The organism is Hydrogenophaga crassostreae (assembly GCF_001761385.1).
Lineage (GTDB): Bacteria > Pseudomonadota > Gammaproteobacteria > Burkholderiales > Burkholderiaceae_C > Hydrogenophaga > Hydrogenophaga crassostreae.
In genome coordinates this window covers 3,710,490-3,733,972 of the sequence record NZ_CP017476.1, presented here as the reverse complement: position 1 = coordinate 3,733,972, position 23,483 = coordinate 3,710,490, and the positions used below count along the sequence as shown (strand labels likewise).

Annotated in this window: 21 protein-coding genes and 1 tRNA gene; all 22 read left to right on the top strand. The window is 58.3% G+C overall.

Translation table 11 applies throughout. The features are described 5' to 3' along the window. Positions 1 to 13 precede the first annotated feature (13 nt). The 22 genes from LPB072_RS17140 to LPB072_RS17035 all read left to right on the top strand — a co-directional run bounded on the left by LPB072_RS17140 (position 14) and on the right by LPB072_RS17035 (position 23,472). Positions 14 to 1,003 carry an NAD(P)H-quinone oxidoreductase gene (locus LPB072_RS17140; RefSeq protein WP_066086396.1) on the top strand — a complete coding sequence of 330 codons (990 nt, stop codon included), beginning with the start codon at positions 14 to 16 and terminating at the stop codon, positions 1,001 to 1,003. A gap of 17 nt (positions 1,004 to 1,020) precedes the next feature. Beyond that, positions 1,021 to 1,770, top strand: coding sequence for a triose-phosphate isomerase (gene tpiA, locus LPB072_RS17135; RefSeq protein ID WP_066085967.1), 750 nt, complete (start codon positions 1,021 to 1,023; stop codon positions 1,768 to 1,770). A gap of 31 nt (positions 1,771 to 1,801) precedes the next feature. After that, the gene (secG, locus tag LPB072_RS17130; RefSeq protein ID WP_066085969.1) at positions 1,802 to 2,215 is read left to right on the top strand and encodes a preprotein translocase subunit SecG; all 414 of its coding nucleotides are present in this window, start codon (positions 1,802 to 1,804) and stop codon (positions 2,213 to 2,215) included. A gap of 192 nt (positions 2,216 to 2,407) precedes the next feature. Then, positions 2,408 to 2,492, top strand: a tRNA-Leu gene (locus LPB072_RS17125). Between the two features lie 48 nt (positions 2,493 to 2,540). Continuing rightward, positions 2,541 to 2,900, top strand: coding sequence for an NADH-quinone oxidoreductase subunit A (locus LPB072_RS17120; protein ID WP_066086401.1), 360 nt, complete (start codon positions 2,541 to 2,543; stop codon positions 2,898 to 2,900). A 27-nt stretch (positions 2,901 to 2,927) separates the two neighbouring features. Continuing rightward, the gene (locus tag LPB072_RS17115) at positions 2,928 to 3,407 is read left to right on the top strand and encodes a NuoB/complex I 20 kDa subunit family protein (protein ID WP_066085971.1); all 480 of its coding nucleotides are present in this window, start codon (positions 2,928 to 2,930) and stop codon (positions 3,405 to 3,407) included. 37 nt (positions 3,408 to 3,444) lie between these two features. Continuing rightward, positions 3,445 to 4,065, top strand: coding sequence for an NADH-quinone oxidoreductase subunit C (locus LPB072_RS17110; RefSeq protein ID WP_066085974.1), 621 nt, complete (start codon positions 3,445 to 3,447; stop codon positions 4,063 to 4,065). Positions 4,066 to 4,090: 25 nt separating this feature from the next. Continuing rightward, positions 4,091 to 5,344: an NADH-quinone oxidoreductase subunit D gene (locus tag LPB072_RS17105; RefSeq protein WP_066085977.1), complete on the top strand. Its 1,254-nt coding sequence runs from the start codon at positions 4,091 to 4,093 to the stop codon at positions 5,342 to 5,344. Then, positions 5,341 to 5,877, top strand: coding sequence for an NADH-quinone oxidoreductase subunit NuoE (nuoE, locus tag LPB072_RS17100; RefSeq protein ID WP_066085980.1), 537 nt, complete (start codon positions 5,341 to 5,343; stop codon positions 5,875 to 5,877). The genes LPB072_RS17105 and nuoE overlap by 4 nt, the downstream gene beginning before the upstream one ends. Beyond that, positions 5,874 to 7,241, top strand: coding sequence for an NADH-quinone oxidoreductase subunit NuoF (nuoF, locus tag LPB072_RS17095; RefSeq protein ID WP_066085983.1), 1,368 nt, complete (start codon positions 5,874 to 5,876; stop codon positions 7,239 to 7,241). Before nuoE ends, nuoF begins: the two co-directional genes overlap by 4 nt. A gap of 14 nt (positions 7,242 to 7,255) precedes the next feature. Then, entirely contained in the window at positions 7,256 to 9,397 is a 2,142-nt protein-coding gene (nuoG, locus tag LPB072_RS17090) for an NADH-quinone oxidoreductase subunit NuoG (RefSeq protein WP_066086403.1), read from the top strand. After that, positions 9,394 to 10,470, top strand: a complete 1,077-nt coding sequence (gene nuoH / locus LPB072_RS17085; RefSeq protein WP_066085986.1) for an NADH-quinone oxidoreductase subunit NuoH — start codon at positions 9,394 to 9,396, stop codon at positions 10,468 to 10,470. The genes nuoG and nuoH overlap by 4 nt, the downstream gene beginning before the upstream one ends. Positions 10,471 to 10,485: 15 nt before the next feature. Continuing rightward, positions 10,486 to 11,016 (top strand): NADH-quinone oxidoreductase subunit NuoI, encoded by a 531-nt coding sequence (gene nuoI / locus LPB072_RS17080; protein WP_066085988.1) that lies wholly within the window; start codon positions 10,486 to 10,488, stop codon positions 11,014 to 11,016. Positions 11,017 to 11,060: 44 nt separating this feature from the next. Next, a complete protein-coding gene (locus LPB072_RS17075) occupies positions 11,061 to 11,699 on the top strand; it encodes an NADH-quinone oxidoreductase subunit J (RefSeq protein ID WP_066085990.1) in 639 nt (212 codons plus the stop codon). Further along, a complete protein-coding gene (nuoK, locus tag LPB072_RS17070) occupies positions 11,696 to 12,010 on the top strand; it encodes an NADH-quinone oxidoreductase subunit NuoK (protein WP_066085992.1) in 315 nt (104 codons plus the stop codon). Before LPB072_RS17075 ends, nuoK begins: the two co-directional genes overlap by 4 nt. A 43-nt stretch (positions 12,011 to 12,053) precedes the next feature. Continuing rightward, positions 12,054 to 14,081, top strand: coding sequence for an NADH-quinone oxidoreductase subunit L (nuoL, locus tag LPB072_RS17065; RefSeq protein ID WP_066085995.1), 2,028 nt, complete (start codon positions 12,054 to 12,056; stop codon positions 14,079 to 14,081). Between the two features lie 17 nt (positions 14,082 to 14,098). Continuing rightward, positions 14,099 to 15,574, top strand: coding sequence for an NADH-quinone oxidoreductase subunit M (locus LPB072_RS17060; RefSeq protein ID WP_066085997.1), 1,476 nt, complete (start codon positions 14,099 to 14,101; stop codon positions 15,572 to 15,574). A gap of 31 nt (positions 15,575 to 15,605) precedes the next feature. After that, entirely contained in the window at positions 15,606 to 17,114 is a 1,509-nt protein-coding gene (gene nuoN / locus LPB072_RS17055) for an NADH-quinone oxidoreductase subunit NuoN (protein ID WP_066086000.1), read from the top strand. Between the two features lie 63 nt (positions 17,115 to 17,177). Then, the gene (locus LPB072_RS17050) at positions 17,178 to 17,480 is read left to right on the top strand and encodes a DUF2818 family protein (protein WP_066086003.1); all 303 of its coding nucleotides are present in this window, start codon (positions 17,178 to 17,180) and stop codon (positions 17,478 to 17,480) included. A gap of 9 nt (positions 17,481 to 17,489) precedes the next feature. Next, positions 17,490 to 18,092 carry an NUDIX domain-containing protein gene (locus LPB072_RS17045; RefSeq protein WP_066086008.1) on the top strand — a complete coding sequence of 201 codons (603 nt, stop codon included), beginning with the start codon at positions 17,490 to 17,492 and terminating at the stop codon, positions 18,090 to 18,092. Then, on the top strand, positions 18,089 to 18,595 hold the full coding sequence (locus LPB072_RS17040) for a DUF1178 family protein (protein ID WP_066086011.1): 507 nt from the start codon (positions 18,089 to 18,091) through the stop codon (positions 18,593 to 18,595). Before LPB072_RS17045 ends, LPB072_RS17040 begins: the two co-directional genes overlap by 4 nt. A gap of 230 nt (positions 18,596 to 18,825) precedes the next feature. Next, on the top strand, positions 18,826 to 23,472 hold the full coding sequence (locus LPB072_RS17035) for an NAD-glutamate dehydrogenase (RefSeq protein WP_066086014.1): 4,647 nt from the start codon (positions 18,826 to 18,828) through the stop codon (positions 23,470 to 23,472). Positions 23,473 to 23,483: the final 11 nt, after the last annotated feature.

Here is a 23,483-nt window from a genome sequence, read left to right as displayed (position 1 = left end):
GATGCAAACGACCATGCAAGCGATTGAGATCAGTGCCTTTGGCGCGCCGGATGTGTTGAAGCTGTGTGAGCGGCCGAAACCCGTCGCAGCTGCGGGTGAGGTGCTGATTCGCGTGGCGGCCTCGGGCGTCAACCGGCCCGATGTGCTGCAACGCAGCGGCGCTTACCCGCCGCCGCCGGGGGCCTCCGACCTGCCGGGTCTGGAGGTGGCCGGTGTCATCGAGGCGGGTGACGCCGATGCCATGGCTCAGGCCGGCTTGCAACTGGGCGACCGCGTTTGTGCGCTGGTCGCTGGTGGCGGTTACGCTCAGTATTGCACTGTGCCCGTTGGCCAATGCCTGCCGGTGCCCGATGGCTTGGACGATGTGGCTGCGGCCTCGTTGCCCGAAACCTTTTTCACCGTCTGGAGCAATGTGTTTGACCGCGCCCGCTTGCAGGCCGGTGAAACGCTGTTGATCCAGGGCGGTACGAGCGGCATCGGTGTGACGGCGATCCAGTTGGCGAAAGCCCTGGGCGCGACGGTCATAACAACCGCGGGTAGCGATGAGAAGTGCGCCGCCTGCTTGCAGCTCGGTGCCGATCATGCGATCAATTACAAGACACAGGACTTCGTGGCCGAGGCCATGAAGCTCACCGAAGGGCGCGGCGTCGATGTCGTGCTGGACATGGTGGCGGGCGGCTATGTGGCCCGCGAAGTCGAATGCATGGCCGAAGATGGCCGCATCGTGATCATTGCGGTTCAGGGTGGCATCAAGTCGGAGTTCAATGCGGGTCTGGTGTTGCGCCGCCGCCTCGTGATCACCGGTTCGACCTTGCGTCCCCGGCCGCTGGCTTTCAAATCCGCGATCGCGCACAGCTTGCGTGAGCGCGTCTGGCCCTTGCTGGCTGAAGGCAAGGTGAAGCCGGTCATTCACAGCGTATTCGAAGCAGCGCGCGCGGCAGAGGCCCATGTGCTGATGGAGTCCAACCAGCACATCGGCAAGATCGTGCTCACTTGGGCCTGAGCGTCCAGGAGATATCCATGAAAAAACTGATTGCAGGCAACTGGAAGATGAATGGTTCGCTGGCTGCCAACCAGACACTGGTGCAGGCCATGCTGGACGGTTTGCAAGGCGTTGAGCCCATGGCCGAGATGGTCTTGTGTGCACCTTCGCCCTATTTGGCGCAGTTGCAGGCCTTGCTGGCAGGCAGCCCCATCGCCTGGGGCTCGCAGGATGTGTCGGCCCAGGAGTCGGGTGCTTTCACGGGCGAAATCAGCGCGATGATGTTGAAAGACTTTGCCTGCCGTTACGCCATCGTGGGCCACTCCGAGCGCCGCCAGTACCACGCGGAAACCGACGCCACCGTGGCCGCCAAAGCGCAGCGCGCCCTGGCCGCTGGTGTCACGCCCATCGTGTGCGTGGGCGAAACGCTGACCGAGCGGGAGTCCGGTCAAACCGAGGCCGTGGTCAAGCGCCAGCTCGCAGCCGTGATCCATGCGGTCACCCATTGCACCAGCGAAATCGTGGTGGCGTACGAGCCCGTGTGGGCGATCGGTACCGGCAAAACCGCGACCCCAGAGATGGCTCAGGCCGTGCATGCCGTGTTGCGCAAGCAAATCGCGGCGGCCACCCAGCACCCTGAGCGGGTCAAAATTCTGTATGGCGGCAGCATGAATGCTGCCAATGCTGCCAGTCTGCTGGCACAACCCGATATTGATGGTGGCTTGATTGGCGGCGCGTCGCTCAAGGCTGCCGACTTTCTTCAGATCGTCGCATCGGCTCAACCCTGAGTCCTGCACCCCCCGTTTCCCGGAGTTTTATATGCAAGTTTTGTTGAACATTCTTCAAGCGGTCCAGATCCTTTCCGCGATCTTTATGGTCGGGCTCATCCTGATGCAGCACGGCAAGGGCGCTGATGCCGGTGCAGCTTTTGGCGGTGGCGGTGGTGGTTCAGCCAGTCTTTTTGGTGCCTCGGGCAGTGCCAATTTTCTGTCTCGCACCACCGCGGTCCTGGCCGCCGTGTTTCTGGCATCGACCCTGGGACTGGCCTATTTTGGCAACCTCCGGACCGTGCCCTCAACCGGCAGCGTGCTGGAAAACACCAGTGTGCCGACGGCGTCTGAGCAGCCTTCGACGCAGCAGATTCCCATGGGTACCGACGCCGCAGCCCCATCTGCCGCTGAAGTACCTGCGCCGTTGCCTGCAACGGGAGAAGCCCAGATTCCTGCAAAGTAATCTGCGCCTTCAGCCGAAGGCCGCATGGCCTTCAGTTGACCGCTTGGTTGAAGTGAATTAGGGTCGTATTTCAGCGCTTTTTCGGTACGAAAAAGCAGGGTTGTCCCTAAAAGTGACATGGATTCAGGGTAGACTCTAATGGTTGTCGAGAAGGCGCACACCATCCCTCGTGAGCCCGACAAATCAGACCCAGCCGACGTGGTGAAATTGGTAGACACGCTATCTTGAGGGGGTAGTGGCGAAAGCTGTGCGAGTTCGAGTCTCGCCGTCGGCACCAAACTTTGGCAATCATGGCACCTTGGCCATGCCAACGGAAGCACCAAAAATGAGTCTCGAGCAATACCTTCCCGTACTTCTGTTTATTGTGGTTGGTCTTGCTGTCGGGGTCATTCCTCAGGTGTTGGGCTATGTGCTTGGCCCCAATCGTCCGGATCCGGAAAAGAACTCACCCTATGAATGCGGCTTCGAGGCTTTCGAAGACGCTCGGATGAAGTTTGACGTGCGCTACTACCTGGTGGCCATTCTCTTCATCCTTTTTGACCTGGAAATTGCGTTCCTGATCCCTTGGGCTGTGGCGTTGACCGACGTCGGCTCTGCCGGGTTCATTACAGGTGTTGTCTTTCTGGTTGATCTGCTGGTGGGTTTCATCTACGCGTGGAAAATTGGCGCCCTTGATTGGGAATGAAGCGCCCCCTGGCGCGTTGGAGCACACATGATTGAAGGCGTTTTCAAAGAAGGTTTCATGACCACGAGCTACGACTCGGTGGTCAATTGGGCCAAGACCGGTTCACTCTGGCCGATGACCTTTGGGTTGGCTTGTTGTGCCGTCGAAATGATGCATGCGGCAGCCGCAAGGTACGACATCGGCCGCTTTGGTGCTGAAGTGTTTCGCGCCAGTCCGCGCCAGTCCGATCTGATGATCGTTGCTGGAACCTTGTGCAACAAGATGGCGCCTGCCCTGCGCAAGGTTTATGACCAGATGGCCGAGCCTCGCTGGGTGCTTTCCATGGGCTCATGTGCCAATGGCGGCGGCTACTACCATTACAGCTACTCTGTGGTGCGGGGTTGCGATCGCATTGTTCCTGTGGATGTTTACGTGCCGGGTTGTCCGCCCACTGCTGAAGCGCTGATCTACGGGATCATTCAGCTGCAGCAAAAGATTCGCCGCACCAACACCATCGCCCGAGCCTGAAGGCGGGTATTGCCAGTTCCAGGAAAGATGACGGCCCATGACCGATAACGCCACTTCATACACGCCAGATTTGCAGACGCTTCAGGCGGCCCTTCGCGGGCTGCTGGGTGAAAAAGTGCGTTCGCTGGACATCGTGCGAGATGAGCTCACGCTGGTGGTCGCGGCTCCCGACTACCTTGCGGTCATGCAAGCGTTGCGCGATGCGCCCGAAGCTCAGTTTGAGCAGATGATTGATTTGTGCGGTATTGACTACCTGGAATACGGAGATGGTCGCTGGGAGGGTGCCCGATTTGCGGCAGTGGTGCACCTGCTTTCCGTGAGTCTGAACCACCGCCTGCGGGTGCGTGTGTTTTGTCCGGAAGACGACTTTCCTGTGCTTGACTCCATTTCATCGCTGTGGAGTTCCGCCAACTGGTATGAGCGCGAAGCTTTTGATCTGTACGGCATTGTGTTCGAGGGTCACAACGATTTGCGGCGCATTCTTACCGACTACGGATTCATTGGCCACCCTTTCCGGAAAGACTTTCCGCTGTCTGGTCATGTGGAAATGAGATACGACGCCGAGCGCAAGCGCGTCATTTATGAGCCGGTGACGATCGAGCCCCGCGAGGTCACGCCACGCATCATTCGTGAAGACAACTATGGGGGCCTGCACTGAAGGCGCGTGCCTGAGGCTCAATCACATGGCAGAAATCAAAAACTACACCCTGAACCTGGGCCCGCAACACCCGGCGGCGCACGGCGTTTTGCGCTTGGTGCTGGAGCTCGATGGCGAGGTGGTGCAGCGCGCCGACCCCCACATAGGTTTGCTGCACCGTGCCACCGAAAAGCTGGCCGAACACAAGACTTTCATTCAGTCGCTGCCTTACATGGACCGTTTGGACTACGTGTCCATGATGTGCAACGAGCACGCCTATTGCCTGGCCATCGAAAAACTGTTGGGCATCGAGGTGCCCATCCGTGCGCAGTACATCCGTGTGATGTTCAGCGAAATCACGCGTCTGTTGAACCACCTGATGTGGCTGGGTTCGCATGGCAATGATTGCGGCAGTTCCACCATTCTTATTTACGCGTTTCGAGAGCGCGAAGACCTGTTCGACATGTACGAAGCGGTGTCGGGGGCACGGATGCATGCGGCCTACTTCCGTCCCGGAGGCGTGTATCGCGACCTGCCGGACAGCATGCCGCAGTACCAGCCCAACAAGATCCGCAACGCCAAGGCGATGGAGGTGATGAACACCAATCGCCAGGGGTCATTGCTCGATTTCATCGACGATTTCACGCAGCGCTTCCCAACCTATCTGGGTGAATACCACACGCTGCTGACCGAGAACCGCATCTGGAAGCAACGTACAGTTGGTGTCGGAGTGGTCACGGCCGAACGAGCCCTCAACATGGGTATGACGGGGCCCATGTTGCGTGGCTCTGGCATCGCCTGGGATTTGCGCAAGAAGCAACCTTACGAGGTCTACGACCGGCTCGATTTCGACATACCTGTGGGCAAGACCGGCGACACCTACGACCGCTACCTGGTGCGCATGGAGGAAATGAAGCAGTCCAATCGCATCATCAAACAATGTGTCGACTGGCTGCGCGTGAATCCGGGTCCTGTGATCACCGACAACCACAAGGTGGCGCCGCCTTCTCGCGAATCCATGAAGTCGAGCATGGAAGAGTTGATCCACCATTTCAAGCTCTTCACCGAAGGCTTCCACGTGCCCGAAGGTGAGGCCTATGCCGCCGTGGAGCACCCCAAAGGTGAATTCGGCATCTATTTGGTAAGCGACGGTGCCAACAAGCCCTATCGTTTGAAAATTCGCGCACCCGGATTTGCACATTTGTCCACCATGGACGAGATGGCCAAGGGGCACATGCTGGCCGATGCGGTCGCCATCATCGGCACCATGGACATCGTTTTTGGAGAGATTGACCGATGAACGCCGTCAGCTCAAACGCCAACGGGCCCGTTTTGGCCGCAGTATTGTCTGAAGCCACGTACGCGCGATTTGCCCGCGAGGTAGCCAAGTACCCAGCTGACCAGGCGCAATCCGCCGTGATGGCCTGCTTGTCTATCGTCCAGCAAGAGCAGGGTTTTGTGAGTCACGCCAGTGAGAAGGCCATTGCCGACTACCTGGGCATGCCGGTGATGGCTGTGCATGAGGTGACCACCTTCTACAACATGTACAACCAGAAGCCGGTAGGCAAGTTCAAGCTCAACGTCTGCACCAATTTGCCGTGTCTGTTGCGCGATGGTGGTCATGCCCTGGAGCACCTTGAGCGCAAGCTGGGTGTTCCCATGGGGGGTACCACAGCCGACGGGCTGTTCACGCTTCAGCAAAGTGAATGCTTGGGTGCTTGCGCTGATTCACCTGTGATGCTGGTCAATGACCGCCACATGTGCAGCTTCATGAGCAACGAGAAACTTGATCAGTTGATCGACGGACTCAAAGCGTCGGAAGGCAAAGCATGAACGCAGATCAAGTGCTCGCACAGTTTCGCGCCACCGGCGTGCAAACCTGCTTCCATGACCGCCATATCGACCCGCAAATCTATGCCGGTCTGAGTGGTGGTAACTGGTCGTTGAAAGACTACGAAGCCCGTGGTGGCTACCAGGCCTTGCGCAAGATTCTGGGCAAAGACGGTTCCAGCCCCGACCCGGAAACGGGCGTGGCCGGCATGACCCAAGATCAGGTGATTGCCACCGTGAAGGAGTCGTCGTTGCGGGGTCGCGGCGGTGCGGGTTTCCCCAGCGGTTTGAAATGGAGCTTCATGCCGCGACAGTTTCCCGGTCAAAAATACCTCGTGTGCAATTCCGATGAGGGCGAGCCGGGCACCTGCAAAGACCGTGACATCCTGATGTACAACCCCCATGCCGTCATTGAAGGCATGGCGATCGCGGCATATGCCATGGGCATCAGCGTGGGCTACAACTACATCCATGGTGAGATTTTTCGGGAGTACGAGCGCTTTGAAGAAGCGCTGGAAGAAGCCCGCGCCGCTGGCTTGTTGGGCGACAACATCCTGGGCAGCGATTTCACCTTCCAGTTGCATGCCCATCACGGCTTCGGTGCCTACATCTGTGGCGAAGAAACCGCGTTGCTGGAATCGCTGGAAGGCAAAAAAGGCCAGCCGCGTTTCAAGCCTCCGTTCCCCGCCAGTTTCGGCCTGTACGGTAAACCCACCACCATCAACAACACCGAGACTTTCGCTGCCGTACCCTGGATCATCCGCAACGGCGGTCAGGCCTATCTCGAATGCGGCAAGCCCAACAACGGTGGCACCAAGATTTTCTCGGTCAGTGGCGACGTGAATTTGCCTGGCAACTATGAAGTGCCGATGGGCACACCGTTTGCCAAACTGCTTGAACTGGCTGGCGGTGTTCGGACGGGTCGCACGCTTAAAGCGGTGATTCCTGGTGGGTCGTCTTCGCCGGTTTTGCCAACCTCGATCATCATGGAATGCACCATGGACTACGACTCCATTGCCAAGGCTGGCTCCATGCTTGGCTCGGGGGCGGTGATCGTACTGGACGATTCGCGCTGTATGGTCGAGTCGCTCAAGCGCTTGTCGTATTTCTATATGCACGAGTCCTGCGGTCAGTGCACGCCGTGCCGCGAAGGCACTGGCTGGCTCTGGCGCCTGGTCGACAAAATCCACAGTGGCAACGGTAAGCCTGCCGACATGGCATTGCTCGACAATGTCGCGGAAAACATCATGGGACGCACGATCTGCGCGCTGGGCGATGCAGCGGCCATGCCGGTGCGGGCCATGCTCAAACATTTCCGGCCCGAATTTGAGGCCATGATCAAAGCGGACGCCTCGGCCTCAGCCTGATGACGGAACAGAATATGGTTGAAATCGAACTCGACGGCCAGAAGGTCGAAATTGCGCCGGGCAGCATGATCATGCATGCCGCCGAGAAGGCGGGAACCTATATTCCGCATTTCTGCTATCACAAGAAGCTCTCCATCGCGGCGAACTGCCGCATGTGTCTGGTGGATGTGGAAAAGGCGCCCAAACCCATGCCCGCCTGTGCCACGCCGGTGACCATGGGCATGATCGTGCGCACCAAATCCGACAAAGCCATCAAGGCACAACAGTCGGTGATGGAGTTTCTGCTGATCAACCACCCGCTGGACTGTCCGATCTGTGACCAGGGCGGTGAATGCCAGTTGCAGGATCTGGCCGTGGGTTACGGCGGTGGCGCATCGCGCTATGAAGAAGAAAAGCGCGTCGTTTTCCACAAAGACGTCGGCCCGCTGATCTCAATGGAAGAGATGAGCCGCTGCATTCATTGCACCCGCTGTGTGCGATTTGGTCAAGAGGTTGCCGGCGACATGGAGCTTGGCATGTCCCATCGCGGTGAACATGCGGAGATTGAAACCTTCATCGGTGAAACGGTGGACTCCGAATTGTCGGGCAACATGATCGACATCTGCCCTGTTGGCGCCTTGACGAGCAAGCCTTTCCGCTACAGCGCCCGCACCTGGGAGCTCTCGCGTCGCAAGTCGGTCAGCCCACACGACTCCACTGGTGCCAACCTGATCGTTCAGGTGAAAAACCACAAAGTGATGCGCGTGGTTCCTCTGGAAAACGAAGCCGTCAATGAGTGCTGGATCGCCGACCGCGACCGCTTTTCTTACGAGGCGCTCGATAGCGCTGATCGCCTGACAACGCCCATGCTCAAACAGGGCGGTGAGTGGAAGACCGTGGACTGGCAGACCGCACTGGAATATGTGGCCAATGGGTTGAAGCAGGTGAAAAATGACCATGGCGCTGCCGCGATTGGCTTGCTTGCCAGTCCGCACAGCACGCTGGAAGAATTGACCTTGGCCGGCAGACTCGTGCGCGGCTTGGGCTCCGAGAATATCGACAGCCGTTTGCGTCACGCCGATTTCACAAACGCAGCACCTGCAGGTGCTGCCCGTTGGCTGGGCCTGCCCATCGCTGAGTTGAGCACTTTGCAGCGTGTTCTGGTTGTGGGCTCCAACCTGCGCAAAGACCATCCCCTGTTCGCCCAGCGAATTCGCCAGGCTGTGCGTCACGGTGGCCAAGTGAATGCCTTGATCGGCAGCGATCAAGACTGGGCTATGCAGCGAAAAAACACGCTGGTCGCTGACAGCAGCGTCTGGGTGAGCGCTTTGGCTGGCATCGCGGTGGCGGTGGCAACTGAAAAGGGCATCCAGGCGCCCGTGGCCGCCGACGTTGGCAACGAGGCCAAAGCCATCGCCAAATCCCTTATCGGTGGCGAACGCAAAGCCATTCTGTTGGGCAACGCCGCCGCACACCATGAAAAAGCAACCAGTCTATTGGCTTTGGCCAACTGGATTGGCCAGCAAACCGGGGCTTCCGTCGGCTACTTGACAGAAGCCGCCAATACCGTGGGGGCGCAACTGGTCGGCGCTGTCCCGGGGGCGGGCGGGTTGAGTGCCAGCGAGATGCTGGGTCAATCGCTCAAAGCGCTGGTCCTTCTCAATACCGAGCCAGGGGAAGACAGCGCGGCCGGGGTTGGAAATTTGAATACCGCTGGCATGGTCGTTACGCTCAGTCCTTTCAAATCCAATCTGGACATCAGCGATGTGCTGTTGCCAATCGCGCCGTTCAGTGAAACTTCGGGTTCGTTTGTGAACGCTGAAGGCCGCCTGCAAAGCTTCCACGCCGTTGTACGCCCTCTGGGTGAAACCCGTCCGGGCTGGAAGGTACTTCGTGTTCTGGGCAGCCTGTTGGGCATCACAGGCTTTGACGCCGACTCGTCGCAAGCGGTGTTGTCTGCCGCTTTGCCTGGCGTGAATGCTGGCTCCTTGGTGGATGCCGCGCGCCTGTCGAACGCCGATACCGGAGCGGGAGCCGCCGCTGCCGATCAGCGTCCGGCCAGTGCCCCACCGTGTGTCGCATCGATTTACCAGCTTGATTCGCTGGTGCGTCGTTCGACGTCGCTGCAACTCACCAGCGACGCCCGCGCCGCTGCCCAGCCAGGAGTGCCCGCATGATCGACGCGCTGTTCAATGCAGGCCAGGGCCTGATCGCTGCGGACTGGTGGACCACCGCTGCATGGCCCATCATCTGGGCCATGGTCAAGATCGTTGTCGTGTTGGCTCCCTTGATGGGCGCAGTGGCTTACCTGACCCTGTGGGAGCGCAAGCTTCTGGGTTTCATGCAGGTGCGCATGGGTCCCAACCGCGTGGGGCCCTTTGGCCTGTTGCAGCCGATCGCCGATGCGGTGAAATTGCTCACAAAAGAGATTATCAGCCCCAGTGCGGCTTCCGGCGGGTTGTTCCGCCTGGGCCCAATGATGGCCATCATGCCAGCGCTGGCTGCATGGGTGGCTGTGCCATTTGGCCCTGAAGCAGCCATCGCCAACGTCAATGCTGGCCTGTTGTTGATTTTGGCCATCACGTCGATCGAGGTCTATGGCGTGATCATTGCCGGCTGGGCATCGAACTCGAAGTATGCGTTTCTGGGTGCCATGCGTGCATCTGCCCAGATGGTGAGCTACGAAATTGCCATCGGGTTCTGCTTCCTTGTGGTCATCATGACCGCGGGCAGCTTGAGCTTGGGCGACATTGTCTCGTCGCAGGCGCGCGGCATGGGCGCCAACATGGGCATGGATTTCCTGTCATGGAACTGGCTTCCTCTGTTCCCCATCTTCATCGTCTACCTGATCTCAGGCGTGGCAGAGACCAACCGGCATCCGTTTGACGTGGTGGAGGGGGAGGCTGAAATTGTTGCCGGCCACATGGTCGAGTATTCGGGCATGGGCTTTGCCATCTTTTTCCTGGCCGAATACGCCAGCATGTGGTTGATTTCCATCTTGGCCGTATTGATGTTCCTGGGCGGGTGGTTGCCCCCTGTGGACTTCCTTTCGTTTATTCCCGGCTGGATCTGGCTGGGTGCAAAGACCTTCCTGGTCGTGTCCATGTTCATATGGATTCGTGCCACTTTTCCGCGCTTCCGTTACGACCAGATCATGCGACTGGGCTGGAAGATTTTCATTCCTGTGACTTTGATCTGGCTGCTCTTGGTGGGTGGCCTGATGCAAACGTCCTGGAATATCTGGAAATAAACAGGGCGCACGCACATGTCTACCTCTCTCGTTGCCCCCAAGTCGGTGGTTGCTCCTTTTTCACTGGGTGATTTTTTCAAAAGCTTTTTGCTGTTTGAACTCGTCAAGGGCATGGCCTTGACCGGGCGGTACACGTTCCGTCGAAAAATCACGGTGCAGTTTCCAGAAGAAAAAACCCCGCTGTCTCCACGCTTTCGTGGCCTGCACGCCCAACGACGCTACGAAAATGGCGAAGAACGCTGCATTGCCTGCAAGCTGTGTGAGGCCGTGTGCCCTGCATTGGCCATCACCATTGAAGCTGGACAGCGCCAGGACGACGGTTCACGTCGCACCACGCGTTACGACATCGACCTGACCAAGTGCATCTTCTGCGGTTTTTGCGAAGAAGCCTGCCCGGTGGATGCCATAGTTGAAACACACATTCTCGAGTACCACGGAGAGAAGCGTGGCGACCTGTATTTCACCAAAGAAATGCTGCTGGCCGTTGGCGATCGCTACGAGCCCGAGATCGCCAAGGCGAAGGCCGCTGACGCGCCTTACCGTTGATCACGGACTGGCGCTGGAACGAAACAAGACCGAAGACAATATCCATGGATTACCAGACCGGCTTTTTTTACCTGTTCGCGGCCATCTTGCTGTTCGCGGCTTACCGTGTGGTGACCGCCAGCAATCCCGTGCATGCGGTGCTTTACCTGATGCTCTCTTTTTCGCAAGCGTCCGCGTTGTGGTTGCTGTTGAAGGCCGAGTTCCTCGGTCTCACACTCGTGTTGGTTTACCTCGGCGCGGTGATGGTGTTGTTCCTGTTTGTCGTGATGATGCTGGATGTCCGGCTCGACGATGACCGTTGGGGCTTCTGGCAGAACTTTCCCCTGGCCGCTGTGCTCGGTGCCCTGGTTGCCGTCGAAATTATTGCGGTTTTCTGGGTTGGGTTCCCCAAGGTGATGGCCCCCATCGCGGCCGTTTTGCCAGCCGACTATGCCAACACCAAAGAGCTGGGCCGATTGCTGTACACCGAGTACCTTTATCCCATTGAAGTGGCCGCCGTGATTCTGCTGGTGGCCATGGTGGCTGCTATTGCGCTCACGCTGCGCCAGCGCAAAGACAGCAAAGCCATCGACCCCGGCAAACAGGTTCGTGTGCGTGCGACCGACCGCTTGGTTGTGCTGCCCATGAAAGCGACCCAAAAGGCCGCGCCCGCAGCGCCTGCCGAAGAGGAGAAACCAGCATGAGCAGTGGATTGACGCTCCAGCACTTTTTGTCCGTTGGCGCCTTGTTGTTTGCGCTGTCGGTGGTGGGCATCTTTTTGAACCGCAAGAACCTCATTGTTTTGCTGATGGCTATCGAGCTCATGCTCTTGGCTGTCAACATGAACTTTGTGGCGTTCTCCTATTTCCTCGGCGATATGCACGGTCAGGTCTTCGTGTTTTTCATCCTGACTGTGGCAGCGGCCGAGTCGGCAATTGGCCTGGCAATCTTGGTGCAGTTGTTCCGCAACCGCGCCTCGATCAGCGTGGAAGAACTCAACACCCTCAAGGGATGATCGTGCGGTAACGCACGAAGCGATCACAGGCAAGAACAAAACCATGAGTACAACCCTATCCGCAAGCACCCTACTGGCCGTGCCGATGGCCCCGCTGGTGGGTTCGTTGCTGGCTGGCATCCTAGGCACCACATTTGGTGGCAATGTCATCGGTCGCCGGACCGCCCACACCCTGACTATTCTTGGTGTGCTGATCGCCTTTGTCTTGTCGGCCATGACGCTGGTTGACGTGATCGGTGGAGCCCGCTTCAACCAGACCATCTACGAATGGATGACTGTGGGCGATCTCAAGATGGAGATTGGTTTCATGGTGGACGGTCTTACGGCCATGATGATGTGCGTGGTGACTTTTGTGTCGCTGATGGTGCACCTCTACACCGTGGGCTACATGGAAGAGGATGCCGGATACAACCGCTTCTTCGCCTATATCTCCCTGTTCACCTTCTCCATGCTGATGCTGGTCATGAGCAACAACCTGCTGCAGCTGTTCTTTGGCTGGGAAGCGGTGGGCCTGGTGTCTTACCTGCTGATCGGCTTCTGGTTCAACAAGCCCACGGCCATCTTCGCCAACATGAAGGCGTTCCTAGTGAACCGCGTGGGGGACTTCGGTTTCATTCTTGGTATTGGCCTGATCGTGGCCTTTGCCGGCACGCTGAATTACACCGAGGTATTCGCACAAGCCGACAAGCTAGGTGCCATGACCTTCACGAACCCATTGGGTGGAGAGCAGTGGTTGCTGGTCACGGTGATTTGCATCTGCCTCTTTATTGGTGCGATGGGCAAGTCGGCCCAGTTTCCGCTGCACGTGTGGTTGCCTGACTCGATGGAAGGCCCGACGCCCATTTCCGCCTTGATCCATGCCGCCACCATGGTGACGGCCGGCATCTTTATGGTGGCCAGGATGTCGCCTTTGTTTGAGCTGTCGGACACCGCCCTCAACTTCATCATGATCATCGGGTCCATCACGGCCCTCTTCATGGGATTTCTGGGCATTATCCAGAACGACATCAAGCGCGTCGTCGCGTACTCCACCCTTTCGCAACTGGGCTACATGACTGTGGCGCTGGGCGCCTCGGCATACTCCGTGGCCGTGTTCCACCTGATGACGCACGCTTTCTTCAAGGCGTTGTTGTTCCTCGCTGCGGGCTCTGTGATCATGGGGTTGCACCACAATCAGGACATCCGCTGGATGGGAGCCGTACGCAAGTACATGCCCGTCACCTGGATCACCTCACTGATCGGCACGCTGGCCTTGATCGGAACACCGTTTTTCTCAGGCTTCTATTCGAAAGACAGCATCATTGAAGCTGTGCACTTCAGCAACCTGCCTGCGGCGCACTGGGCTTACTTTGCGGTGATGGCGGGCGTGTTCGTCACGTCGTTCTATTCGTTCCGGCTTTACTTCCTGGTCTTTCATGGCAAGGAGCGCTATGACCAGAACCCGGACGCCCACCATGGCCACGATGATCACCATCACGCTGGCGGCAAGCCGCACGAGACGCCCTGGGTTGTGACCGTTCCCCTGGTCTTGCTGGCTATCCCCTCTGTCGTGATTGGTTTCCTGACCATTGATTCGATGCTGTTTGGTTCTTTCCTGAAAGATGCGATCACGATCAATGGCGAGATCCACCCGGCCATGGAAACCTTCCGTGAGGAGTTCCATGGCGCCGCTGCGATGGCACTTCATGGATTCACGACCTTGCCTTTCTGGCTGGCGTTGGCCGGTGCGGTATCGGCTTGGTACATGTATCTGATCAATCCGGCTGTACCCGCTGCGTTGGAGCGTTTTTTCAGGTCATCGGGTGCGCTCAACATCCTCGAGAACAAGTACTACCTCGACTGGTTTAACGAAAACGTCCTGGCCCGTGGTGCACGGTTACTGGGCACGGGCCTTTGGAAAGGTGGCGATCAGGGCGTGATTGAGGGCGGCGTGGTCAATGCAAGCTGGAAGATGGTCGGGATGTTCTCGGCTGCGGTGCGCACCATGCAAAGCGGATACCTGTACCACTACGCATTGATGATGATCGTGGGTGTCTTGTTGTTCATGACGTACTTCGTCTGGCTCGCCTGATCTAGGAGAATAAAAAAATGGGTTTGTTGAGCCTTGCAATTTGGACGCCGGTTTTCTTTGGCGCCGCACTGCTGGCCTTTGGCCGGGATACGCACGCCAAAACCGTGCGATGGGTGGCCCTGGTGGGCGCACTGGTGAGTTTTGCCGTCACGATTCCTCTGTACAGTGGCTTCGAGTTGGGTACGGCGGCGATGCAGTTCAGCGAAATCGCACCGTGGATCGAGCAGTTCCACATCAACTACCACCTGGGCGTGGATGGCATCTCTCTTTGGTTGATCTTGCTCACGGCGTTCATCACGGTGATCGTGATCATTGCGGGCTGGGAGGTGATTACAGAGCGGGTCAACCAGTACATGGGCGCATTCCTGATTTTGTCGGGCCTGATGATTGGCGTGTTCAGCGCATTGGATGCGATGCTGTTCTACGTGTTCTTCGAGGCCACCTTGATTCCGATGTACCTGATCATCGGTATCTGGGGCGGGGCAAACAAGATCTACGCAGCGTTCAAGTTCTTCTTGTACACGCTCATGGGCTCCCTTCTGATGTTGGTGGCTTTGATTTACCTGTACACCCAGTCGGGTGGCAGCTTTGATTTGGCCACTTGGCACAAGCTCCCACTGGGTGGATCGGCTCAGACCTACCTGTTTTTTGCTTTCTTTGCAGCTTTTGCCGTCAAGGTGCCCATGTGGCCGGTACACACCTGGCTACCCGATGTGCACGTAGAGGCGCCTACGGGTGGCTCGGCCGTGCTGGCGGCCATCATGTTGAAACTGGGCGCCTACGGTTTCCTGCGGTTCTCTCTGCCGATCCTGCCCGATGCATCCCATGAACTGGCATGGCTGATGATTGCCTTGTCGCTGGTGGCCGTGATCTATGTGGGTCTCGTCGCGATGGTGCAGACCGACATGAAGAAGCTGGTTGCCTATTCTTCGGTGGCACACATGGGCTTTGTGACCTTGGGGTTTTTCGTGTTCAGTGATCTGGGCATGGCCGGCGGTATCGTGCAGATGATTTCTCACGGCTTTGTGTCTGCCGCGATGTTCCTGGCCATCGGCGTGCTCTATGACCGCATGCATTCCCGCAATATCGCTGACTACGGCGGTGTCGTGAATGTCATGCCCAAGTTCGCGGCATTTGCTTTGCTGTTCACAATGGCCAACGCAGGCTTGCCGGGCACCGCGGGATTTGTCGGGGAGTGGATGGTGATTCTGGCCTCGGTCAAGTCCAATTTCTGGGTCGGCGCTGCTGCAGCTTCGGCGCTGATCTTTGGTGCGGCCTACTCGCTCTGGATGTTCAAGCGCGTGTATCTGGGTGCGCCCGGAAATGACAACGTAAAAGGGCTCACCGACATCGGTGGCCGCGAATTCCTGATCATGGCGGTGCTTGCCATTGCCGTGCTCTACATGGGTGTGTACCCCAAGCCATTCACCGACGTGATGGATGCATCGGTGGCCGAGTTGCTGCGGCACGTCGCCATCTCCAAGCTGAACTGAGTGCAGCCCAAGAAATCAAGAGAACGTTCATATGACTGACAACTTCGGCTTGGTCGCGGCCTACCCTGAAATCGCTTTGCTGGTGGCCTCATCCGTGATCGCGCTGGTGGGCGTGGCCTCAAAAACACCTGCTCGCGGCCTGATCCATTTCCTCACGCTCATCACGCTCGCTGGTTTGGCATTGATGTTGGGTATGCGCGCCTATGCTGGGGAAACCATTGTGGGGTTTGGTGGCCTGGTGGTGAGTGACCCGATGGGCAACTGGCTCAAGTGCTTTGCTTCCATCGCCATGTTTGTGACCATTGTTTATGGTCGCGATTACGCCGGCCAACGCGACATGATGCGCGGCAGTGAGTTGTACACGCTCGCTCTTTATGCTTTGCTGGGCATGTTCGTCATGATCTCGGGTCACAACTTCCTGGTGATCTACCTGGGCCTGGAGTTGCTTACGCTTTCAAGCTACGCCCTGGTGGCATTGCGTCGTGATGACCTCAATGCGACCGAAGCTGCCATGAAGTACTTCGTGCTTGGTGCCTTGGCCAGTGGTTTCCTCCTTTATGGCTTGTCACTGGTCTATGGTGCAACGGGCTCGCTCGCACTGACGGGCGTGATGCAGGCCATTTCGGGTGGCGAAGCCACCCTGATGGGATCCAAGCAGGTCCTGGTCCTGGGGCTTGTGTTTGTTGTGGCCGGGCTGGCGTTCAAGCTCGGCGCGGTGCCTTTCCATATGTGGGTGCCCGACGTCTACCACGGCGCGCCCACGGTGGTGACGCTGATGATTGGTGGCGCTCCCAAGCTGGCTGCGTTTGCCATTGTGATTCGTTTGCTGGGCGAAGGCTTGGCCCCCCTTGCGATCGATTGGCAGCAGATGTTGGCCGTCCTGTCGGTCCTGTCGCTGCTGGTGGGCAACCTGGCGGCCATTGCGCAGACCAATCTCAAGCGCATGTTGGCTTTTTCCACCATTTCGCAAATGGGCTTCCTGTTGCTGGGGCTGCTGGCCGGTGTGGTAGCGGGTGCCGACGGCCTCGACGCCACCAACGTGGCCAATGCCTACAGCTCCTCCATGTTTTACGTGGTGACCTATGTGCTGACCACGTTGGCCACGTTCGGTGTGATCCTGCTGCTGTCTCGCGACGGTTTCGAGTCCGACGAGATCACCGATCTGGCCGGTCTGAACCAAAGAAGCCCGCTGTACGCGGCGGTGATGGCTGTTTGCATGTTTTCGTTGGCTGGTGTGCCACCCATGGTGGGTTTCTACGCCAAGCTGTCGGTGCTGCAGGCGCTGCTGGCTTCTTCGCAACCCGTCTACATTGGTCTGGCGGTGTTTGCCGTGGTGATGTCGTTGGTGGGTGCCTTCTATTACCTGCGTCTGGTGAAGGTCATGTATTTTGACAAACCTACCCAAACCGGGCCGATTGAGGCCAGCTTCGATGTGCGCTCGGTGCTGTCGGTCAATGGAGCACTTGTCGTGGTGCTCGGCATCCTGCCCGGCGGCCTGATGGCCGTGTGTGCACAAGCCATCGCAAGTTTGCTTGGCTGACGTCCTAGGTGATTTCAATCGGCGGGTGAACTCACCTGGCGGTTTTGGGTCACACCGCTCAATATGAATCACTCATTCTCAGTAGGGCTCGTGCTTTTAGCGGCCTTTGTCGGCGCCAATTTGCCGTTTATCAACAACCGCTGGATAGCCGTTATTCCCCGCAGTGCGCCCAAGTCATTGTGGATGCGCGCAGGGGAGCTTGTGGTTTGTTATTTCCTGGTTGGGGGCCTGGGCCTCGCCCTGGAGCAATCCGCTGGCCAAATCTACCCACAAGGCTGGGAGTTTTACGCTACAACCGGCGCGCTTTTCCTGACCCTGGCCTTTCCCGGTTTTGTGTTCCGCTATTTGATGAAACACAAGCGCTGAGCGCCCCACATGGCCGACGACGCTCATCTTCGTGAGACGCCCCTGGCACGCAGTGAACTGTTGCGCGGCCATTTTCTGCACGTGGTGCGTGACACGGTTCGGTTGCCTTCAGGAAAAGAAGCCACGCGTGAATTCGTCTTGCATCCAGGCGCGGTGATGGTGATTGGGCTGCTGGATGACGGACGCGTGGTCCTCGAGCGCCAATACCGCCACCCGATGCAGGCTGTGATGATTGAGTTTCCTGCGGGGAAACTCGATCCAGGTGAAGCCAGCTTGGTGTGCGCGCAGCGGGAGTTGCTCGAGGAAACGGGCTACAGTGCCCGCGAGTGGGCCTACGCGGGCCAACTCGCACCCACCATTGCCTACTCTGACGAACGGTTGGATATATGGTTTGCACGCGGGTTGACCCTGGGTGAGCGGCAACTCGATGAAGGTGAGTTCCTCGATGTGTTTGCAGCCTTGCCCGGCGAATTGCAGGACTGGTGTTGGCACGGACAGGTGATTGACGCCAAGACCCTGGTGGGTGCGTTATGGCTTCAGAATGTATTGAGTGGTGCATGGTCGCTTGTATGGGAAAGCGCACCGGATCCATCCATGCAGGTGTCCACATGAAGGTTTTCGACCTGCAGTGTGCTCAGCAGCATGCCTTTGAAGGCTGGTTTGGATCCGATGCAGATTACAGCGCACAGCAGGCGCGTGGCCTGGTGACCTGTCCTTTGTGTGGAGATGCAACCATTCAAAAAATGCTGTCGGCGCCGCGATTGAATTTGAAGTCCTCCCGTGGCACTCAGCAGGCATCCAGCGCCGAGGCCGAGACGCACCCGGTCATCGAGGGCGGGGCACCTGCCGAGACTGCTGCTCAGGGAGGCGGCCAGACAGTGCCCTCCAACATGATGCAAGCACGGCTGATGAGGGCCATGCGCGAGGTATTGGCGAAAACAGAAGATGTGGGTGAGCGATTTGCCGACCAGGCACGGGCCATGCATCACGGAGATATCGAGCAGCGCAGCATTCGTGGTCAAACGACACCTGATGTGGCCATGGAGTTGCTGGAAGAGGGAATCGACGTGATGCCTTTGCCCCAGCTGCATGGGCTCAAGGAAACCCTTCAATAGACAGGAGTTTGCGGGTCAAACCGCTTTCTGAGCGGTCCTTGGTCGCATTGGTTGCCGTCTTGAGCGGCGGTAGCTTCGCGTGGGAGAAGGACCGTTTTGGGTCTGCCCGACTTATGCATTTGGCGCATAAAGTCATGGAATGACCCCATGCATAAAAGTATGGGGGCGGTTATTCGGGATGCGGCAATCCTAAAATCGCGCTACGCTGAGGCGTCAACACACTTCCAAATATGACCAAAACACCCATGATTGCATCCTTCCAGGATTTCTACTTCGCCGATGCCGATCCAGATGAACTGAATTTGCGTGAGCCGACTGAGCTGAAAGGCATGGCCGAGGCCCATTGGGCTTTGCTGCAGGATTCGAAGGCCGGAGAGGTGCGGGTCAAGGTTTTCAAAAGCGCTGAAACACAGGCTGAAGGCACCACGGTGGTGCAGATCGTGCATCCCGATATGGCCTTTCTGGTGGACTCGGTGAGCATCGCTGTTAACCAGAGCGGTCGAACGGTTCATTGGATTCTGCACCCCTTGTTGCGGGTAACCCGCGATGCCGGAGGCCTCGTCGCAAACATTGATAGCGCGGCGCGCACCGTGCAATCGGGCGCGAATGGCTCGGTGGTGTCGTGCATGTTGGTGGAGTGCAACCGGTTGGCCAGTGACCCTGAAGGGGAGGCGTTGTGCCGGGCAATAGAAAGCACTTTGCAAGATGTGCGCAGCGCGGTACAGGACTGGCGCGGAATGCTCTCGAGGTTGCAGTTGCTCAGCGCCAGTTTCACCGCACTCGATAGTCCAGAAGCCGCCGAAACCAAAGCCTTTCTGAGTTGGCTCGAACAGGGCCATTTCACTTTCCTGGGTGCGCAAGATTTTGTCGCACAAGGGGATCACTTGTCGGCCGTGCCAGGCACGGCTTTGGGTATCCTCAAGAACCCTGGTTTCCAGGACATGCCCGAGCAGGTGGTGGCCCCTTTCATGAACGACCCCCGGTGGTTGCTCTGTGCCAAAGCCACACGCCGGGCCAGTGTTCACCGCCCGACATGGCTGGACACCATCAGCGTCAAGCGCCTCGACGCGGCTGGCAACGTGGTGGGTGAATCACGATTTCTGGGTCTGTATACCTCGGCCGCGCATGCCGCCTCCGTGGAAAACATTCCCGTCGTTCGGCAGCACGTGGCGCATGTCACCGCTCAGGCGGGTGTGGTGAAGGGCAGCCATGCCCACAAGGCCTTGCAGTCCATTCTGGAAACCTACCCTCGCGACGAGATCCTGCAGATTGACGCCATCACGCTGGCTCAGCACGCTATCGGGATTCTGAGGTTGCAGGAGCGCCAACGGGTGCGCCTGTTTCTTCGCCGTGGTCCGTTTGGCCGGGTGGCATCGATACTGGTCTATGTGCCGCGGGACCTGTACACAACCGAAATGCGGGTGAAGCTGGGGCACATGTTCACGCAGGCATTTGCCGCAGAGACGGTCGAGTTCACGCCCATGCTGACCGACAGTGCGCTGGCGCGCATCCACTACATCGTTCGTTCGCAGGATCGCCTGAACGACTCGGTGGATATGGTCGAGCTGGAAGCTCAGGTGGCGCAGGCCTGCAAACGCTGGGAAGACGGGGTTCAAGCCGCGCTGATGGGTCAAGGGGTTGAACGGGCAAGCCAGCTCGGCGCCATTGCGTCTGGCTTTCCGTCGGCCTATCGCGAAGCCTTTGGTGCCGATGTAGCGGCTGATGATGCCGCTGTGATTCAGTCGCTGAACGATGAAAATCCGTTGGCATTGCAGCTCTATGTACGAGGTGAACAACCTCATTTCAAAACTTACGCCACACAAAAGGTGATTCTGTCAGACGCGCTGCCGGTGCTTGAATCCATGGGTGCTCGCGTGCTGGATGAGCACCCTTACCTGATCACCATGCCCGCCGGGCAAGGTGGTCCGCGCTGGATGCACGACTGGGGCCTGCAACTGGGCGAGACGAAAGGCCTGACCGAACTCAAGCCCCGTTTTGAAGCCCTCTTCCAAGCGGTTTGGAGGCAAGAGGTGGAGTGCGACGCGCTGAACCGCCTCGTGTTGTCGACCACCATGAGTGCTCGTGACATTGCCGTTCTGCGCGCCTATTCACGCTATTTCAAGCAGCTCGGTTTTGCGTTCAGCCAAAGCTACATTGAGGACACACTCAACGGCAACCCCGCCATTGCGCAGGCGCTGGCCATTTTGTTTGCGGTGAAATTTGATCCGGCTCTGGAAAACGGTCGGGCTGATGCCGTGGCTGCCCAGGTTCAAGCCATCGAAGCCCAATTGGCCGATGTTGCAAGCCTTGAGCAGGACCGTGTGCTGCGTCAGTTCGTTGCCACCATGGGCGCAACCGTGCGAACCAATGCCTATCAGACGGGCAAAGACTACATGAGCTTCAAACTGAAGCCACGCGAGATTCCCAACGTGCCCGAGCCTCGGCCCATGTTTGAGATCTGGGTGTATTCACCGCGCGTGGAGGGGGTTCACCTGCGGGGTGGCAAAGTCGCCCGAGGCGGTCTGCGTTGGTCCGACAGGCGTGATGATTTCCGCACGGAAATTCTCGGTCTGGTCAAAGCCCAGCAAGTGAAAAACACCGTGATCGTGCCTGTGGGTTCCAAGGGCGGATTCGTGTTGAAGAAAGCGCCGTCCGCCAACGACCGGGAAGCTTTCATGGCCGAAGGTGTGGCTTGCTACAAAACCTTCCTGAGCGGCCTGCTGGATGTGACCGATAACCTGGTCAAAGGCACTGTGGTGCCGCCACTCAATGTGGTCCGGCACGACGAGGACGACCCGTATTTGGTGGTGGCAGCCGACAAGGGGACGGCCACTTTCAGCGACATCGCCAACGGTGTGAGTGAGGCCTATGGCTTCTGGCTGGGTGATGCTTTTGCGTCGGGTGGTTCAGTGGGTTACGACCACAAGAAAATGGGCATCACCGCGCGCGGCGCGTGGGAATCGGTCAAACGCCATTTCCGCGGTCTGGGTGTCGATACGCAAACGCAGCCGTTCACTGTCGCCGGCATTGGTGACATGTCGGGCGACGTGTTCGGCAACGGCATGTTGTTGTCCACTCAGATCAAGCTTGTCCTGGCGTTTGACCATAGGCATGTCTTCATCGACCCGACGCCCGATGTGGTCACCAGCTATGCCGAGCGACAACGCCTGTTCAAACTGCCGCGTTCAAGTTGGGACGACTACGACAAGGGCCTGATCAGTGAAGGCGGCGGGGTGTTTTCGCGCAGTGCCAAGTCCATTCCACTGAGTGCGCAAGCGCAAGCGGTGCTGGGTACCGATGCCAAGGCCATGGCGCCCAACGATCTGCTCAATGCGATCTTGAAGGCTCCAGTGGACTTGCTCTACAACGGTGGCATTGGCACCTACGTCAAGGCGAATTTCGAAACCCATGCGCAGGTGGGCGACAAAGCCGGCGATGCTTTCCGTGTCAATGGCAACGAATTGCGCTGCAAGGTTTTTGGCGAAGGCGGCAATCTGGGCGCCACGCAAAATGGGCGCATCGAATTTGCCCAGGCCGGCGGTCTGATCTACACCGACGCTATTGACAACTCGGCCGGCGTGGATTGCTCTGACCACGAGGTGAACATCAAAATTCTGGTCGGTGCGGTACAGGAGAGTGGTGCGCTCACGCAAGAAGAACGCAACGAGCTGCTGGCCAGCATGACCGAGGAAGTGGGCCTGCTGGTTTTGCGAGACAACTACTACCAGAGCCAGCAAATTGAGCTTGCTGCGGCCCGGCCACTGTATTTGCTCGAGGGACAGCAGAACCTCATGCGCTGGCTGGAAAGCATTGGATTGCTCAAGCGTGACATCGAGTATTTGCCCACCGACGAGGAGTTGGCGAAACGCAAGCGCGATGGCAAGGGACTTACCCGTCCCGAAAACGCGGTGCTGATGGCCTATTCCAAGCTCAATCTGTTTGACGAGCTGTGCGCCGGTGCGTTGCCAGACGATCCGTTTTATGCCGAGGTTTTGCAGACCTATTTTCCACAGGCCCTCAACAAGGCCTATCCCGATTTTGTCGCCAACCATGCGTTGAAACGTGAGATCGTCGCCACCACCGTGACCAATGCCGTGGTCAACCGCATGGGCGCCACCTTTGTGAACTATCTGGCCACGGAAGCCTCGTGCAACGCATCTGAAGTGGTGAGCGCCTACACGCTGGCCCGGGAAGTGTTTGGTCTGGAAAACATCTGGGACCGTATCGATGAGCTCGATGGCAAGGTGCCCACCCGGTTGCAGCTGAGCCTGCTTGCCCAACTCAGTGCGGTGACGCAGCGTGCCAGCCGCTGGATGTTGCGACACCGGGGCGAGGGCGACCTGCCCAGCATGATCGCACGCTACCAACCGGCTGCTGCGCAGTTGCGTGCCCACATCGATCAATGGTTGCCGGTGGAGGCCCGCGAACAATGGCAGTCGGCAAGCAACAAATTGGTAGAGGCTGGGGTGGACGCGCAACTGGCCGAAGACCTGACCGTATTGGATCATCTTTACCCGGTTCTGGACCTGGTGGATGTGGCTGCCAAGTGCAACAGTTCGCTGGAGAAAGCTGCCCGAATCTACTTCGGCGTTGACCATGTGCTCGACCTGGGATTGTGGCGCACCATGATCGCCAAGCTGCCCACCGACACATTGTGGCAAACGCAGGCACGAGGCAGTGCCCGTGATGATGCTTACTCCATTGCCAGCCAGATCGTGCAGTATTTGCTGGGCGAAAAGAAATCGGTGGAGCAATGGGAAGAGACCCACAGCAAAACCATTGCACGCGTGAGCGCGATGCGCGAAAGCGTGGCCGGCGCTGTACCCGATCTGGCGCCCGTGTCTGTTGCGCTAAGGGAGTTGCGTCAGCTGGTTTGAGCGACAGGGCA